Origin of the sequence: Methylobacillus draconifructus (assembly GCF_045984355.1) — a bacterium.
GTDB classification, from domain to species: domain Bacteria; phylum Pseudomonadota; class Gammaproteobacteria; order Burkholderiales; family Methylophilaceae; genus Methylobacillus; species Methylobacillus flagellatus_A.
The window spans coordinates 201,938-217,375 of the sequence record NZ_JBJQII010000005.1 but is presented as its reverse complement, the minus strand read 5'-3'; the positions used below and the strand labels follow the sequence as shown (position 1 = coordinate 217,375).

Annotated in this window: 14 protein-coding genes; 10 read left to right on the top strand and 4 right to left on the bottom strand. The window is 56.4% G+C overall.

The genetic code is table 11. The annotated features are described in order from the left end of the window. Positions 1 to 12: 12 nt before the first annotated feature. Together ACJSDX_RS12235 and ACJSDX_RS12230 are read right to left on the bottom strand one after the other, a co-directional pair. The gene (locus ACJSDX_RS12235; protein ID WP_407994917.1) at positions 13 to 783 is read right to left on the bottom strand and encodes a dienelactone hydrolase family protein; all 771 of its coding nucleotides are present in this window, start codon (positions 781 to 783) and stop codon (positions 13 to 15) included. Between the two features lie 2 nt (positions 784 to 785). Continuing rightward, positions 786 to 1,382 (bottom strand): glutathione S-transferase family protein, encoded by a 597-nt coding sequence (locus ACJSDX_RS12230; RefSeq protein ID WP_407994916.1) that lies wholly within the window; start codon positions 1,380 to 1,382, stop codon positions 786 to 788. Positions 1,383 to 1,676: 294 nt separating this feature from the next. On the opposite strand from ACJSDX_RS12230, the gene ACJSDX_RS12225 reads away from it, so the two are divergent. After that, a complete protein-coding gene (locus ACJSDX_RS12225; protein WP_309565349.1) occupies positions 1,677 to 1,952 on the top strand; it encodes a cupin domain-containing protein in 276 nt (91 codons plus the stop codon). 203 nt (positions 1,953 to 2,155) lie between these two features. Here ACJSDX_RS12225 and ACJSDX_RS12220 read toward each other — a convergent pair whose 3' ends face one another. After that, positions 2,156 to 4,726, bottom strand: a complete 2,571-nt coding sequence (locus ACJSDX_RS12220; RefSeq protein WP_407994915.1) for a [protein-PII] uridylyltransferase — start codon at positions 4,724 to 4,726, stop codon at positions 2,156 to 2,158. A 5-nt stretch (positions 4,727 to 4,731) separates the two neighbouring features. Further along, entirely contained in the window at positions 4,732 to 5,532 is an 801-nt protein-coding gene (gene map / locus ACJSDX_RS12215; protein ID WP_407994914.1) for a type I methionyl aminopeptidase, read from the bottom strand. Between the two features lie 208 nt (positions 5,533 to 5,740). Here map and rpsB point away from each other — a divergent pair, with 208 nt between their 5' ends. The 9 genes from rpsB to bamA all read left to right on the top strand — a co-directional run bounded on the left by rpsB (position 5,741) and on the right by bamA (position 15,403). After that, on the top strand, positions 5,741 to 6,490 hold the full coding sequence (gene rpsB / locus ACJSDX_RS12210; protein WP_309565346.1) for a 30S ribosomal protein S2: 750 nt from the start codon (positions 5,741 to 5,743) through the stop codon (positions 6,488 to 6,490). Positions 6,491 to 6,590: 100 nt separating this feature from the next. Then, entirely contained in the window at positions 6,591 to 7,466 is an 876-nt protein-coding gene (gene tsf / locus ACJSDX_RS12205) for a translation elongation factor Ts (protein ID WP_407994913.1), read from the top strand. Between the two features lie 108 nt (positions 7,467 to 7,574). Beyond that, entirely contained in the window at positions 7,575 to 8,291 is a 717-nt protein-coding gene (gene pyrH / locus ACJSDX_RS12200; protein WP_407994912.1) for a UMP kinase, read from the top strand. A 31-nt stretch (positions 8,292 to 8,322) separates the two neighbouring features. After that, entirely contained in the window at positions 8,323 to 8,880 is a 558-nt protein-coding gene (frr, locus tag ACJSDX_RS12195; protein WP_407994911.1) for a ribosome recycling factor, read from the top strand. Positions 8,881 to 8,928: 48 nt separating this feature from the next. Beyond that, positions 8,929 to 9,681, top strand: a complete 753-nt coding sequence (gene uppS / locus ACJSDX_RS12190; protein ID WP_407994910.1) for an undecaprenyl pyrophosphate synthase — start codon at positions 8,929 to 8,931, stop codon at positions 9,679 to 9,681. A gap of 1 nt (position 9,682) precedes the next feature. Then, entirely contained in the window at positions 9,683 to 10,513 is an 831-nt protein-coding gene (locus ACJSDX_RS12185) for a phosphatidate cytidylyltransferase (RefSeq protein ID WP_407994909.1), read from the top strand. Beyond that, entirely contained in the window at positions 10,510 to 11,697 is a 1,188-nt protein-coding gene (ispC, locus tag ACJSDX_RS12180) for a 1-deoxy-D-xylulose-5-phosphate reductoisomerase (protein ID WP_407994908.1), read from the top strand. The genes ACJSDX_RS12185 and ispC overlap by 4 nt, the downstream gene beginning before the upstream one ends. Beyond that, positions 11,691 to 13,058 (top strand): RIP metalloprotease RseP, encoded by a 1,368-nt coding sequence (gene rseP / locus ACJSDX_RS12175; protein ID WP_407994907.1) that lies wholly within the window; start codon positions 11,691 to 11,693, stop codon positions 13,056 to 13,058. Before ispC ends, rseP begins: the two co-directional genes overlap by 7 nt. A 17-nt stretch (positions 13,059 to 13,075) precedes the next feature. Further along, positions 13,076 to 15,403, top strand: a complete 2,328-nt coding sequence (bamA, locus tag ACJSDX_RS12170) for an outer membrane protein assembly factor BamA (protein WP_510355937.1) — start codon at positions 13,076 to 13,078, stop codon at positions 15,401 to 15,403. The last annotated feature ends 35 nt before the right edge of the window (positions 15,404 to 15,438 follow it).

The window sequence follows — 15,438 nt, the reverse complement described above, 5'->3', positions numbered from 1 at the left end:
AGTATTGTGTTTTCATTTGCCAGTATATATTTGATTTACTTCTTGCCTGATAGCTGATATGGCAAATTGCGCTGCTATTTTTGCCGCCAAGGCCAAGTTGCCTGGGTCTGCAGGCTGGCCTTCCTGCGCCAGCGCATGGTTGCCGTCCACTACGGCAATGCGCGCCGGGCTGGGCTTGGTTCCCAGATAGCTATAGAGCTCGGAAGTCACGCAGACGGGATCGGCATTGCCGAGCAGCCACAAGCTTGGCCTGGTCTCGTCAGCGGCATTTGCATATTGCTGCGCAAGCCCTGGTGGCGTTCTGCATACGGGCGTCAGCAATATGGCCGCCTTGAGTTCCGGATCAGCCTGAAATACTCTCCAGCCGATAATCGAGCCCAGCGATTTTCCTGCCACGGCGATGCGTTGATTGTCTACCCAGGATTGCTGCCTAGCATAGGCGATGGCCGTTTGCATATCCTCGATTTCCGGCTGCCTATCAAGTGAGGGCTTGCCGTTTTCCCTGTCTTGCACGTGGTATGCCCAGTTGAAGCGGATGGTGGCAAGGCCGGCCTCGGCCAGCTGTCTGGCAACCTGCTCCTGCAGGGGCTGCCTGGCGTCATAGTTGGATCCCGAGCCCAAGATGACAGCAGGGAAGGGCCCGTCACCGGATGGCTTGTCCTCTATGATTTCAATCGTAGCACCGCGTGGCGTTGTCAGTAAAAGGCTGCTTCCAGCATTGGCTGTGGTTGAAAGCAGCAGGCTGCCTGACAAGGCCAGGAGTAATTGCGAAAAAATACCCATAGCTAACCTTGTGCTTGGTCGCCGGCGCGCAGCTGTGCTTCGGCAGCAAGCGCCGCCTGCACTGCCGGATGGCTCAGGTAGCGCTTGTGATAGTCATGGATCGCCGGGTATTTGTTTTTAGCCTCGATATCGGCCCGCGGCAGCCAGCCCAGGAACACGCCGAGGTAGGCGTCCGCAATCGTGAAGCGCCCGTCTACCAGCCATTGATCCGCCACAAGGCGTTTTTCCACGTGGGATAACAGCCGGTTGAGCCGTTCCAGGCCTTTCTTGCGCACTTGCTGTTGCGCCTCATGGTGATCGGCAAACAACTCGGGGCGCGTCACTGGCCGGAACGCAGGATGGAGGTCGGAATTGGCGAAGCCTAGCCACTCCTGGATATGCGCGCGTTGCAGGCTTCCTGCGGGGGCAAACAGATTGGCCTCAGGCTTGCTGTCGGCCAGGTAGGGAAGGATGGCGGCATTCTCCGTAATGACATCGCCGTTATCCAGTTGCAGTGTGGGCACTCTACCCAACGGGTTGATGTCGTAGATCTGGGAGCCTGCCTGGCGCAAGGCGACGCGTACCAGACGATGAGGAATATTCAGGGCTTTGAGGGTCACAATCGCCTGGAGAAATATACAATGTTGTCATCATGCGTCCTTGATTGTTTTGCAATAACCTCGGGAATATGCAGAAAATGTGCCGGTGGCTAAGCTATTGATCGTACTGGGCAGAACTGTTGAATTTCGTGCTTTGGTGTTTTAATTCGGTCATATTTACACTTATGTGTTTTATTGGAAACAGTTTGGTAGCCGTAGGTATGCCTGACTACGGTCGCATGTTAGAATCTCGTGCAAGCTGGTGTTACGGCTGTTTTTTCGTCCAGTTTTTGTTGATTAATCAAGGATTTTTAAATGAGTCAAATTATTATCGAGCACAACCCAAGTGAAGAAAAACTGAAGGAACTGGGTGTGGCAAACTGGTCCATCTGGGAAAAGGAAGTGTCCAAGTTCCCGCTGGACTTCGGCATCAAGGAAACCGCATACGTGCTGGAAGGTGAAATCCTGGTTACGCCAAAGGGCGGCGAACCTGTTCGCATCGTTCCAGGCGACTTGGTTGTATTCCCTGTCGGCCTGCAAAGCAGCTGGGAAGTAGTGAAGCCACTGCGCAAGCACTACAAGCACGGTTAATCTCGCCTCGCGCTAACCGAACAATAAAAAAGCCCCGTCTCAAAGGCGGGGCTTTTTTATTGCAGGCTATTTATTACTGCCAAGCAAGTTAAGAGCGGCTAACAAAATTCAGCGAAGCGATTCTAGCTAGGCGCTCTGCCGCAGGCAGTACAAGCAGTACGGCAAGGCAGTGCAACAACGCTAGGGGAGTTTGGTTAGATGCTCTAAAGTTGGGAGCGGAGCGAGTCTTCCAATACCGCCAGGACTTCGGGGGTCAAGCGCTGTCCCGACTGGTCGGAAATCAGAAAAGTATCCTCGGCGCGGTTGCCGAGTGTATTGATTTTCGCCGTATGCAGGCGGATATGATGTTGCTGCAGGACATGGGCAATGCGCGACAGCAGGCCCGGCCTGTCGTTGGTGGCGATGTCCAGTACGGTGTTGGGGCTGTTTGCTTCCTGTTTGATAGTCAGTTCAGGTTTGATCGGCATATGCTTGACCTGGCGGCTAATGCGGCCTTGCACCGGCGCATCCGGCGGCGCCTGGCTGAGCAGTTTTTGCGTCAGTTCGTATTCGATAAAACTTAATAAGTCACGATAAGTTATCTTTTTATCTGACTGATCGAGAACCAAAAAATTATCAAGCGCGTAGCCATGCTGGGTGGTGTGCACTTTGGCTTCCACGATGTTGTAGCCCAGTCGGCCGAAGAAGCTGCAGATGCGGACGAATATGTCGGCCTGGTCGGGCATGTAGATCATGGTCTGGATGCCGTCGCCAGCCGGGCTGAGCCTGGCGCGTACGATCGGTGCCTGGGTATTGATGTGGGTGAGCAGCAACCGGGTGTTCCAGGCGATCAGCTGCGCTTCGTGGCGCAGGAAGTAGGAGGGGCCCAATTGCTGCCATAGCGGCTGGTAGGCTTGCTCCACCACGCCATAATAGCTGAGGATTTCCTTGGCTTGCTGCTGGCGGGCGCTGAGCTCCTCGTTCAGGTTGCTTCCGCGCAGGATGCGCTGGGTGGCGCGGAACAAGTTTTCGAGCAGGGAGCCTTTCCATGCGTTCCATATCTTCGGGCTAGTGCCGCGGATATCGGCTACGGTCAGCAGGTATAGCGCAATCAGGCGATATTCGCTGCCTACATAATACGCAAATTTTTCCACAACTGCGGGGTCGGACAAGTCGGACTTCTGCGCCGTGCTCGACATCACCAAATGGGCCTCGACCAGCCAGGCCACCAGTTCTCCGTCTTCAGCCGGAAGATTGTGCTGCTTGCAGAAGCGGCGGGCATCGACGGCGCCGAGCGTGGAATGGTCTCCGCCGCGGCCTTTCGCGATGTCGTGGAAAAGGGCGCCCAGGTACAGCAGGTGGGGCTTGGGAAACTCGCGTAGCAGCCGGCTGCATAATGGAAATTCATGCGCGAACTCGGCCAGTGCGAAACGGCGCAGGTTGGCCAGCACGTTGAGGATATGCTCGTCCACGGTGTAGACATGGAACAGGTCGTGCTGCATCTGGCCCGATACGCGGCCGAAAGCGGGAATGTAGCGCCCGAGCACGCCATAGCGGTTCATGAGTTTCAGCGTGTGGGTGATGCCTTTGGGCTGCTGCAATATCTGCATGAACAACGCCTTGTTCTTTGCGCTGGCGCGGAACTGGGGCGTGATTTCATGTTTGGTGCGGTGCAATGCGCGCAGCAGCTCGGCGCCCATGCCCTTGAGCTCGGGGTGCTGCTGCAGGACGAGAAAGCTTTCCAGGATGGCGGAAGGCTCATCGTAGAGCAGGGTCGGGCTCTTGGTTTCCAGCAGGCCGTTGACGGCCTCAAAGCGGTTGTTGAGGCTGACAACGGTATGCTGTTCTGGATAGATGCGCTCGCGCAGCACCTGGAGCAGGATTTCGTTGATCAGGCCCACGAACTTGGCGCTTTGATAGAAGCTGTGCATCAATTGCTCGCTGGCGCGCCTGCGCTTGGTCGTGACCAGGCCTAGCTGGGATGCCAGCTCGTTCTGGAAGTCGAACAGCAGGCGGTCTTCGCGCCGGTTGGCCAGGTAGTGCAGGCGCGTGCGCAGCATCTGCAGGTTGCGCTCGTGGCGGCGCACTTGCTGGGCGGCATGCTTGGACAGGATGCGGTTCTTGACCAGTTCGCGCCAATTGCTGCCAAGATTGAGCGCGCGCGCGATCCAGATGATGTTCTGCAGGTCGCGCAGCCCGCCCGGGCTTTCCTTGATGTTGGGCTCGAGGTTGTACGCCGTATCGTTGAAGCGGGCATGGCGGCGGTGCTGCTCTTCTACCTTGGCTTCAAAAAACCTGGCGACATTCATGACGGATGCCACAGCCTGGAGGAAATCGCCATACAAGGTAGCGTGGCCGTCCAGGTAGCGTGCCTCCAGCAGGTTAGTCTGTATTGTGACGTCGCCTTGCGCTTCCACGACGCACTCGGTCAAGGTGCGGACGCTGTGGCCGATGGCGAGGCCGGTATCCCACAGGACGCCGACCAATTCCTCTATCTTGCGGTTGGTCGATGCGGAAGCCTCGCTATTCAGCAGGATCAGGATGTCGACATCGGAATAGGGAAACAGCTCGCCGCGGCCGTAACCGCCAACGGCGATCAGGCAGGCCTCGGCGTCCAGCTCGAAAGCCTGCCACAGCGCACGCAGCACGCGGTCCGTCAGCGCCGACTGGGCTTGCAACAGGCGGCTGACATTGGGTTTGTGCAGGAATTCCTGCTTCAGCGCATGTTGCCCGGCTTGCAGCTCCTGGCGCCATTGGCGTGCAAGCGTATTGTCTGCGCGTGCGGCGGGTTGCATGCTGCTTATTTGATGAAGGCAGGGGCGGGAGGCGTGCCTGCGGAAACGGTCAGCACTTCATAACCGTCGTCGGTCACCAGCACGGTATGCTCCCATTGCGCGGACAGGCTGTGATCCTTGGTGACGATGGTCCAGCCGTCGCCCAGTTGCTTGATGTCGCGCTTGCCAGCATTGATCATGGGTTCTACGGTGAAAATCATGCCGGGCTTCAACACGGCACCCTTGCCGGGCTGCCCGTAATGCAGCACTTGCGGGTCCTCGTGGAAATTCTTGCCGATGCCGTGGCCGCAGAATTCGCGCACGACGCTGAAGCCTTGCTTCTCGGCATAGGTCTGGATGGCATAGCCGATGTCGCCCAATGTCGCGCCTGGCTTGACCTGGTCTATGCCCAGCCACATGCATTCATATGTAATGTCCGACAGGCGCTGGGCCTGGATGGAGATGTCGCCGACATGGAACATGCGGCTGGTGTCCCCGTAATAACCGTCCTTGATGACGGTGATGTCAATGTTAAGAATGTCGCCGTTCTTCAATACCTTGGCTCCGGGAATGCCATGGCATATCTGGTGGTTGACCGAGGTGCAGATCGATTTCGGGTACGGGGTATGGCCGTGGGGCGCGTAGTTGAGGGGGGCCGGGATGGTTTTCTGCACATTGACCATGTAGTCGTGGCATAACTCGTCGAGCTTGCCTGTCGTGACGCCGGCTTGAATGTGCGGTGTGATAAAATCCAGGACTTCGGCGGCTAGTTTGCAAGCCACGCGCATTTTCTCGATATCTTTTTCTGTCTTGATGTTGATTGCCATTGTATTGCAAGGCTTGCGCCCAGGTTTTCCTTGAGTTCGTACAGCTGCTTATGGTAGCATACCGCACCCATTTGGCAGGAATAATGCTTGTCGGATGGAATCCCGCAGCCTGGCTGCAAATCTGCACATACGCCCCGTACAGGGTGTCCGCGCGAAAACGCGGATGTTGTTGGGCGTATGGAAGCAATAACCCTTACTGGAGATTAAAATGTCCGTTACTATGCGTCAAATGCTGGAAGCCGGTGTGCACTTCGGCCACCAAACCCGCTACTGGAATCCCAAGATGTCCCAATACATCTTCGGCGACCGCAACAAGATTCATATCGTCAACCTGGAAAAAACCCTGCCGCTGTTCGAAGATGCATTGAAATACGTGCGTCAACTGGCTGCAAACAAGGGCCGCATCCTGTTTGTCGGCACCAAGCGCCAAGCGCGTGAAATCGTCAAGGAAGAAGCGCAGCGCGCCGGTTGCGCCTACGTCAACCACCGCTGGCTGGGCGGCATGCTGACCAACTTCAAGACCGTCAAGCAGTCCATCAAGCGCCTGAATGAATACGAAGCCCTGCTGCAAGACGGCGGCATCGAGAAGTTCGGCAAGAAGGAAGCCCTGGGCTACAAGCGCGAAGTCGAGAAGCTTGAGCGTTCCATCGGCGGCATCAAGGAAATGGGCGGTTTGCCAGACGCGATTTTCATTATTGACGTTGGCCACGAAAGTGGCGCTGTCACTGAAGCAGCCAAGCTGGGCATCCCTGTGATTGGCGTGGTCGACACCAACAACTCCCCGGACGGCGTAGCGTACGTCATCCCCGGCAACGACGACTCCAGCCGTGCAATCCGCCTCTATGCGCGTGGCATTGCCGATGCAGTGCTGGAAGGCCGTAACCAAAGCATCAACGAAATCGTCAAGGCAGCGTCCGAAGAGGAATTCGTCGAGGTTGAAGAAGCCGCGGCAGAGTAAGACCCTGTCAAAAGGGGGCTCTGGCCCCCTTTTTTTTGTACCCGGATTTGGTTAATGAAACCTGGCTAACGCCAACAAAACAATATTCAAGGAGTAAACAATGGCTGAAATTACCGCAAGCATGGTCAAGGAATTGCGTGAGCGCACCGATGCGCCCATGATGGATTGCAAGAAGGCGCTGACAGAAGCTGAAGGCGATATGGCGCGTGCGGAAGAAATCCTGCGTGTGCGTTTCGGCAACAAGGCCAGCAAGGCCGCCGGCCGCGTGGCCGCTGAAGGCGTCGTGGCCGTGAGCATCAAGGCCGACGGCAAGCTGGGCGCGATCGTCGAAATCAACTCTGAAACCGACTTCTGTGCCAAGAATGCGGATTTCCTCGCCTTCACCAGCCAAGTAGCCGAGGCTGCCGCCACGAACAAGCCTGCCGATGTGGCTGCCTTGTCCGCACTCAATATCGAAGGCGGCAACGTGGAAGACATCCGCACGCAATTGATCGGCAAGATCGGTGAAAACATCACCGTGCGCCGTTTTGTTGTGACCGAAGCCAAGGGCAAGCTCGTGAGCTACGTTCACGGCGGCAAGATCGGCGTGCTGGTCGACCTGGTTGGCGGCGACGAAGCGCTGGGCAAGGATATTGCCATGCATATCGCCGCTGCAAAGCCAAAGTCCCTGGACGCCAGCGGCATTTCTGCCGAGCTGATCGAAGCCGAGCGCCGCGTCGCGATAGAGAAGGCGAAGGAAGCCGGCAAGCCGGAAACCATGCTGGACAAGATCGCTGACGGCACCGTGCAGAAGTTCCTCAAGGAAGTGACCTTGTTGAGCCAGCCTTTCGTCAAGGACGACAAGCAAACGATCGAGCAGTTGCTCAAGTCCAACAATGCCAGCATCGCTTCTTTCACCATGTATGTGGTCGGTGAAGGCATTGAAAAAGTCGTGACCGATTTTGCTGCTGAAGTTGCTGCTGCGGCAAAGGTGTAAACTAATGGTCGCACCCGTTGCGGCCTGCCGGTAGTAAACGAACGTGGATCGTCTTGATATGTGGGATGATTCACGTTTTGCACAATTTGCATAACAATAAGGAGCCCCATGAGCACTCCCGCCTATAAACGCATTTTATTGAAACTCTCTGGTGAAGCCCTGATGGGCGACGACAGCTACGGTATCAACCGAGCGACCATTTCCCGGATTGTGGAAGAGATCAAGGAAGTGGTCGATCTCGGCGTGGAAGTGGCAGTGGTGATCGGCGGCGGCAATATTTTCCGCGGCGTGGCGCCAGCGGCAGAAGGCATGGATAGGGCGACGGCTGACTATATGGGCATGCTGGCTACGGTCATGAATGCGCTGGCGCTGCAGGATGCGATGCGCCATGTAGGCCTGGTGAGCCGCGTGCAGTCCGCACTGAATATCGAACAGGTGGCCGAGCCCTACATTCGCGGCAAGGCCATCCGCTATCTTGAAGAAGGCCGCGTGGTCATCTTCGGCGCAGGGACGGGCAATCCGTTCTTTACCACCGATACCGCGGCTGCCTTGCGCGGCATGGAAATCAACGCGGAAATCGTGCTCAAGGCGACCAAGGTGGACGGCGTGTATACGGATGACCCGAAACGCAATCCCGAAGCCATGCGCTACAAGACGCTGACATTCGACGAGGCGATCGTCAAGAATCTGAAAGTCATGGATGCGACGGCATTGACATTGTGCCGCGACCAGAAGTTACCAATCTCCGTGTTCAGCATCTTCCGCCAGGGAGCGCTGAAACGGGTCGTACTGGGTGAAGACGAGGGAACGCGCGTTCTGCCTTGAATACCCGGATACATGCTTAGCAGGAGACATCATGATACAAGACGTAAAAAACACTGCAGAACAAAAAATGCAGAAGTCCATCGAGGCTTTGAAGGCCGATTTGAGCAAGGTGCGCACTGGCCGGGCGCATACCGGGTTGCTTGACCACGTGCAGGTTGAATATTACGGTTCCATGGTGGCGATCAACCAGGTCGCCAATGTGAACCTGGGCGATGCGCGCACCCTCAACGTGCAGGCATACGAAAAGAGCATGACGGCCAAGGTGGAAAAGGCGATCCGGGATTCTGACCTGGGCCTTAACCCTGCCACCAACGGCGATGTGATCCGGGTCCCCATGCCCATGTTGACCGAAGAGCGCCGCCGGGATCTGATCAAGGTGGTGCGTGGCGAGGCGGAAAATGCCAAGGTGGCGGTACGCAACGTACGCCGCGATGCCAATGATGCGCTGAAAAAACTGGTCAAGGATAAGGAAATCAGCGAGGATGACGAGCGTCGCGCGCAGGATGACGTGCAGAGGCTCACGGACAAGTTTGTAGCGGAGATCGACAAGCTGCTGCAGACCAAGGAAACCGAGTTGATGGCTGTTTAATTGCGGCAGCCAGTGATTTTATATTGTTTCTATCCCATGGAGCATTGAGTGGCACTTTTTTCCAGCTCCACCCAGACCATCCCGGTAACGGGCGATATTCCCCAGCACATTGCCGTGATCATGGACGGCAATGGCCGCTGGGCCAAGAAGCGCTTTCTCCCCCGAGTCGCAGGGCATAAGCGCGGCGTCGAGGTCGTGCGCGAAGTCGTGCGCCTGTGTGCAAACCATGGGGTGAAATACCTCACGCTGTTTGCGTTCAGCAGTGAAAACTGGCGCCGTCCTGCGGATGAAGTCAGCTTCTTGATGAACCTGTTCATGGAAGCGCTGCAACAAGAGGTTGGCAAGCTCGACGAAAACAATATCTGCTTGCGCATGATCGGGGATTGCTCCCGTTTCGACCCGGCCCTGGTGGACAAGATTGCGGAAGCCGAGGCGCAGACGGCTAGCAATGACGGACTGACCTTGACGGTCGCGGTCAATTATGGCGGCCGCTGGGACATCATGCAGGCAATGAAGCGCCTGCTGGCCGAGAAGCCAGGCCTTGCGCAAAGCTTCACGGAATCCGATCTGGCAGCCTATCTCAGCATGCATTACGCGCCCGAGCCGGATTTGTTCATCCGTACGGGAGGGGAGCAGCGTATCAGCAACTTCCTGTTATGGCAGCTCGCCTACAGCGAGTTGTATTTCACCGAGACCCTGTGGCCGGATTTCGACGAGGCCGAGTTCAAGCGCGCGATTGCGTCCTACCAGCAGCGCGAGCGCCGCTTTGGTCGCACGAGCGAACAGCTGGTTGCGGACTGATATGCTGAAGATCCGCTTGCTGACGGCTGCTATCCTGATTCCTGCATTCCTGGCGGTGTTGTTCGTGTTGCCGGAGCCTTACTGGTCCTTATTAATGCTTGCCGGCGTCCTAATCGGCTTGTGGGAGTGGTCCCACATGGCCGGCTTCAAGCCGGCTGTCCGCGTCCTTTATATTGCCGCCTCCGCTATCGCAGGTGTGTTCTTTACTTTCTGGCAAGGGCCGGCAAATGCCTTTATGCAGGAATATGCGCTTTACTGGGGCTTGCCCTTGGCGGCAGCTTTCTGGATTGCCCTCGTGCCGATCTGGTTATGGCGCCGTACACAGGTAAGGAACCCTTATCTCATGATGCTTGCAGGGTGGTGGATCGTCCTGCCTTTATGGCTGGCGCTCGTCAGCTTGCGCGCGATCAGCCCTTGGCTGCTGTTGGCCATCATGCTCGTGGTCTGGATTGCCGATAGTGCAGCCTATTTCGCCGGCAAGCGTTTCGGCAAGCACAAGCTGGCGGTCAGTATCAGCCCGGGCAAGACCTGGGAGGGCGTGCTAGGCGCATTGGTCGCCGTGAGTCTGTACGGAGTGGCGTTATGCATTGCTTTTGACTTGAATGTCTTGTTGATCGCAGGATTCTGGGTGTTGACGGTTTTCAGCATTATGGGCGACCTGCTCGAATCGCTGATCAAGCGCCAGGCGGGCTTCAAGGATAGCGGCAACCTGTTGCCCGGCCATGGCGGCATTCTTGATCGTGTCGATGGCCTGACATCCAGCCTGCCGCTGGCGGCGTTTTTTCTTCATTTGCCTCTTTATTACCAAGCGTGGATGCATTCCGCCTCATGACGCCCATGCTACAAAACGTCACCATTCTGGGCGCCACCGGCACCATAGGACTCAATACCCTGGACGTGATCGCCAGGCACCCTGGACGCTATCGCGTGTTTGCCCTTACGGCCAACTCCCGTGTCGACGAGCTGGCTGAACTTTGTCTGCAATATCGGCCCCGCTATGCCGTCATGCTGGATAGCGACGCGGCGGAAAAGCTGCAGCAAAGGCTGAAAGGCTCGGAAACTCAGGTGCTTTCAGGCCTGGAGGCGCTGGAAGAGGTCGCGGCGCATCCCGAGGTGCATGTGGTCATGGCGGCCATCGTCGGCGCCGCAGGGCTCAAGCCTGCCATGGCGGCGGCATATGCCGGAAAGCGGATTCTCCTCGCCAACAAGGAAACCCTGGTGATGGCGGGCAAGCTGTTCATGCAGGCAGTGGAGGAGGGCGGCGCTACCTTGCTGCCGATCGATAGCGAACATAACGCGATCTTCCAGGTCATGCCGCCGGCCCGTTTGGCTGCGCTCGAGCACGGCGGCGTCAGGCGTATCCTGCTCACCGCTTCAGGTGGTCCTTTCCGTAAGGCGAGCGTTGCCGAGCTGATGGCAGTGACGCCCGCGCAAGCACTGAACCATCCCAACTGGGTCATGGGACCCAAGATCACGATCGATTCCGCTACGCTTATGAACAAGGGGCTGGAAGTCATCGAGGCGCACTGGCTGTTCAATGCGCCGGCGGAGAAAATCGAAGTGGTAGTACACCCGCAGAGCGTGATTCATTCCATGGTGGAATATGTGGACGGCTCCGTGCTGGCGCAAATGGGCAATCCGGACATGCGCACCCCGATCGCCTACGGCCTTGGATATCCTGAAAGGCTGGAAGCCGGGGTTAACGCCCTGGATTTGTTCAAGGTCGGGCGGCTTGATTTCGAGGCGCCGGATACTTCGCGCTTTCCATGCCTGCGGCTAGCCTTCGACGCCTTGCGTCACGGAGGAACCGCGCCGGCCATCCTCAATGCCGCGAACGAGGTGGCAGTGGACGCCTTCCTCAACGGTAATATCGGTTTCCAGGATATCCCGCGCCTGATCGAGGCCGTGCTGACAGCCATGGATATCGAGGCCGTATCATCCGTTTCCCAGCTGGTCGAAGCCGACTCCCTGGCACGGTCTCATGCCATGGAATGGAGACAGTTGGAAGCATGTTGACCTTGCTCGCCTTTCTGGTGACCCTCGGCATTCTGATTGCCGTGCATGAGTACGGCCATTTCCAGGTGGCGCGCTGGTGCAATGTCAAGGTGCTGCGTTTCTCCTTGGGTTTCGGCAAACCTATTTTTAGGCGGCGCTTTGGCGCGGACAATACCGAGTTCGTGATCTCGGCCTTGCCGCTGGGCGGATACGTCAAGATGCTGGACGAGCGCGAACTGCCGGTGCCCGGCAGCGTCAGCGAAGCCGAATTGACGCGGGCGTTCAACCGGCAACCCGTCTGGAAAAGGATTGCGATCGTGTCTGCGGGCCCGGCGGCTAACCTGCTGTTGGCGATTTTCCTTTACTGGGTATTGTTCATGCAGGGCGTGCCGGGCATGAAGCCTATGCTTGGGGAGGTGCCTGCCCAAACGCCTGCCGCGCAGGCCGGGCTGAAAAGCAACGACTTGATCACTGCAGTGGCTGGCGAGCAGGTCGCGAGCTGGACGGATGTGCGCTGGATATTGTTGCAGGAGGCGATCAAGTCCCCTGCGGTGACGGTCAAGGTCAAGGATGAGGCGCAGCGCGAGCATGAAGCCGAGCTGAAGCTGGACAGTATCGAAAAGGAAGATTTCGAGTCCGATTTCCTTGAAAAGCTGGGCCTCGCACCTTACCGTCCCGCCATGCCTGCGCGCTTGGGGGACATCATGCCTGACAGCGTAGCGGCCAGAGCTGGTTTGCAAACCGGTGACGAAGTGCTGGCGGTCAACGACAGGCCCATCGATGAGTGGGAGCAATTTGTCACCTTGGTGCGCGAGCAGCCGGATCAGCCGTTGACATTGCGGTTGAAGCGCGGCGAGCGGCAGTTGGATGCGGTGGTCATCCCGCAGGCTGTAGATGAAAATGGCACGAAGATAGGCCGGATAGGCGCTGCCTACCAAGTAGACGAAGCCCTCGTGGAAAAGTTGAGTGTCACCGTGAGCTACGGGCCTTTGCAATCTTTTACCCGGGCGGTGGATAAAACCTGGGAAACATCTGTCTTTAGCATCAAGATGCTGGCGCGCATGGTGACCGGCGAGGCTTCTTGGAAAGGCGTGAGCGGCCCGGTGACGATAGCGAGTTATGCCGGCCAGAGCGCCCATATCGGATGGAAGTCGTTCATTGGCTTCCTGGCCTTGATCAGCATCAGTCTCGGAGTGCTTAATCTATTGCCCGTGCCTGTGTTGGACGGGGGGCATTTGTTGTATTATACGATAGAAATTTTCAAGGGCAGTCCGGTCTCTGAAGCCGCCATGGAAGTGGGCCAGCGTATTGGTTTGGCGATATTGGCTTTATTGATGGCAGTCGCTTTTTACAATGACATCACCAGGTTTATAACAGGTTGATCTTAATGAAGTTTGGCATGAAGCTTAAACATATCCCGCTACTAATCCTGGCTCTTTATTCCACTTCAGCATTGGCTCAGGATCCTTTCGTGGTAAAGGATATCCGGGTAGAAGGCCTGCAACGGACTGAAGCCGGTACGGTGTTCAACTATTTGCCCGTGCGTGTCGGCGATACCATGACAGAGGAAAAAGCCACGCAGGCGATCAAGTCGCTCTACGGCACAGGCTTCTTCAAGGACGTGCGGATCGAGTCCGACAACGGCATCGTCGTCGTGATGGTGCAGGAGCGTTCGGCTATTGCCCAGCTCGTCTTCAATGGCAATAAGTCTTTTCCCACGGACAAGATGAAAGAGGGCCTGAAGCAGATTGGCCTGGCTGAAGGCCTGATTTTCGACCAGTCCATGCTCGATCGTGCAGAGCAGGAAATCAAGCGCCAATACCTATCCCAAGGCAAGTATGGCGCCTCGGTGAAGACTTCGGTGACCCCGCTCGAGCGTAACCGCGTAGCCGTGCGGTTCGATATCGAAGAGGGCGCGGTGTCCAAGATCCGCAATATCAATATCGTCGGCAACAATGATTACACCAAGGAAGAGCTGCTGGAGAAGCTGACGCTGACCACGCCCAACTGGCTCACCTGGTGGAACAAGAACGACCAGTATTCCCGCCAGAAGCTGACGGCCGACCTGGAGGCGCTGCGTTCGTTCTACATGAACCAGGGCTATCTGGAATTCAATATCGATTCGACCCAGGTCTCCATTACACCGGACAAGCGGGATATCTACATCACGATCAATATCACCGAGGGTGAGAAATATACCGTGACCGACGTCAAGTTGGCTGGCGAGATGCTGATTCCAGAGTCCGAGGCGCGCAGCCTGATTTCCGTTTCGTCAGGCGAGGTATTCAACCGCCAGCGCGTTACGGAATCCAGCAAGGCCATCAATGACCGCCTGGGAAATGACGGCTATGCCTTTTCCAACGTCAATGCGATCCCTGAAGTCGACAAGGAAAAGCATACTGTCGCATTTACCTTCTACATCGACCCGGGCCGCCGCGTTTACGTGCGCCGCATCAACCTGACCGGCAATACGCGGACCAGGGACGAAGTGTTGCGCCGCGAAATGCGCCAGCTGGAGTCTGCCTGGTATGGCGCGGACAAGATCGAACGCTCCAAGCAGCGTCTCGAGAGGCTGCAGTATTTCTCTGACGTCAACGTCGAGACGCCTGCGGTTCCAGGCACCAACGACCAGGTCGACCTCAATATCAACGTGACGGAACGTTCGACCGGTAGCGTCATGTTCGGTGCCGGCCTGTCCAGCTATGAAGGTGTGGTGCTGGGCGTGACCATCAACCAGAACAACTTCCTTGGCACGGGTAACCGCGTAGCCGCCCAAGTCAATACCGGCCGCATCAATACTGTGTACTCATTGACTTACACGGACCCTTACTTCACCCCGGACGGCATCAGCCGTGGCTTCAACGTCTACCACCGCAAGGTCGATACGACTTACCTGCGTACCGGCGACTATAAGACCGCGTCTTACGGTGCAGGCGTGAACTTCGGCATGCCGTTGAATGAACGGGACTTTATTAGTGCGGGTTTAACATTTGATTACACCGATGTCGAGTTGAGTAGTAACAGTCCACCTCAATTCAAACGCTATTGTAGTAGTGCTGAAGATGCAAATAGCTGCAGTAACAGTTCTTGGTTCGTGAATCTTGCGTGGACACACGACACGCGGGATAACATCATGTTCCCGAACAAGGGTGTGCTGCAACGGATCAGCTCAGAAATTGCCTTGCCTGGACTCGATTTGCAGTATTACAAATTGGAATACAAACATGCTTGGTACAAGGACATCAGCAAAAGTGTGACCTTGATGCTGAATGGAGAAATTGGCTACGGTAATACCTATGGCGATAAGGATTTTCCTTTCTTCAAGAATTTCTACGCAGGTGGTGTGAACTCTGTGCGTGGTTACGAGCAGAGCTCTATCGGTCCGCGTATTTATGATGTCAATGGCAATTACCGTGATTTTGCGGCTGGTGGTACCAAACGTATGCTGGCTAATGCAGAATTGTATTTCCCGATTCCTGGTATGAAGGATAATAATGCGCTGCGCTTGAGTGCATTTGTGGATGCTGGCTCGATTGCGGGTGATGGTATCAATGAGTATAACCAGGGGTATAGCACAAGTTTGGGCGATATTCGCTATTCCACAGGTCTAGGGGTAAGCTGGCTATCGCCGTTCGGCCCGATCAAGCTGGTGCTGGCCAAGCCACTCAACAAGCAAGATGGCGATCGTACCCAGATGCTGCAATTCCAGATGGGGCAGCAGTTCTAAGCTGGTCTAGAATACTGTATGGTTAATTTGAAATT

Excerpts from the sequence above, each read along its gene's own strand:
- ACJSDX_RS12225 (WP_309565349.1), top strand. The coding sequence starts at position 1,677 with ATGAGTCAAATTATTATCGAGCACAACCCAAGTGAAGAAAAACTGAAG.
- map (WP_407994914.1), bottom strand. The coding sequence starts at position 5,532 with ATGGCAATCAACATCAAGACAGAAAAAGATATCGAGAAAATGCGCGTG.
- tsf (WP_407994913.1), top strand. The coding sequence starts at position 6,591 with ATGGCTGAAATTACCGCAAGCATGGTCAAGGAATTGCGTGAGCGCACC.
- ACJSDX_RS12220 (WP_407994915.1), bottom strand. The coding sequence starts at position 4,726 with ATGCAACCCGCCGCACGCGCAGACAATACGCTTGCACGCCAATGGCGC.
- ACJSDX_RS12185 (WP_407994909.1), top strand. The coding sequence starts at position 9,683 with ATGCTGAAGATCCGCTTGCTGACGGCTGCTATCCTGATTCCTGCATTC.
- rseP (WP_407994907.1), top strand. The coding sequence starts at position 11,691 with ATGTTGACCTTGCTCGCCTTTCTGGTGACCCTCGGCATTCTGATTGCC.
- ACJSDX_RS12235 (WP_407994917.1), bottom strand. The coding sequence starts at position 783 with ATGGGTATTTTTTCGCAATTACTCCTGGCCTTGTCAGGCAGCCTGCTG.
- bamA (WP_510355937.1), top strand. The coding sequence starts at position 13,076 with ATGAAGCTTAAACATATCCCGCTACTAATCCTGGCTCTTTATTCCACT.
- ispC (WP_407994908.1), top strand. The coding sequence starts at position 10,510 with ATGACGCCCATGCTACAAAACGTCACCATTCTGGGCGCCACCGGCACC.
- pyrH (WP_407994912.1), top strand. The coding sequence starts at position 7,575 with ATGAGCACTCCCGCCTATAAACGCATTTTATTGAAACTCTCTGGTGAA.
- frr (WP_407994911.1), top strand. The coding sequence starts at position 8,323 with ATGATACAAGACGTAAAAAACACTGCAGAACAAAAAATGCAGAAGTCC.
- rpsB (WP_309565346.1), top strand. The coding sequence starts at position 5,741 with ATGTCCGTTACTATGCGTCAAATGCTGGAAGCCGGTGTGCACTTCGGC.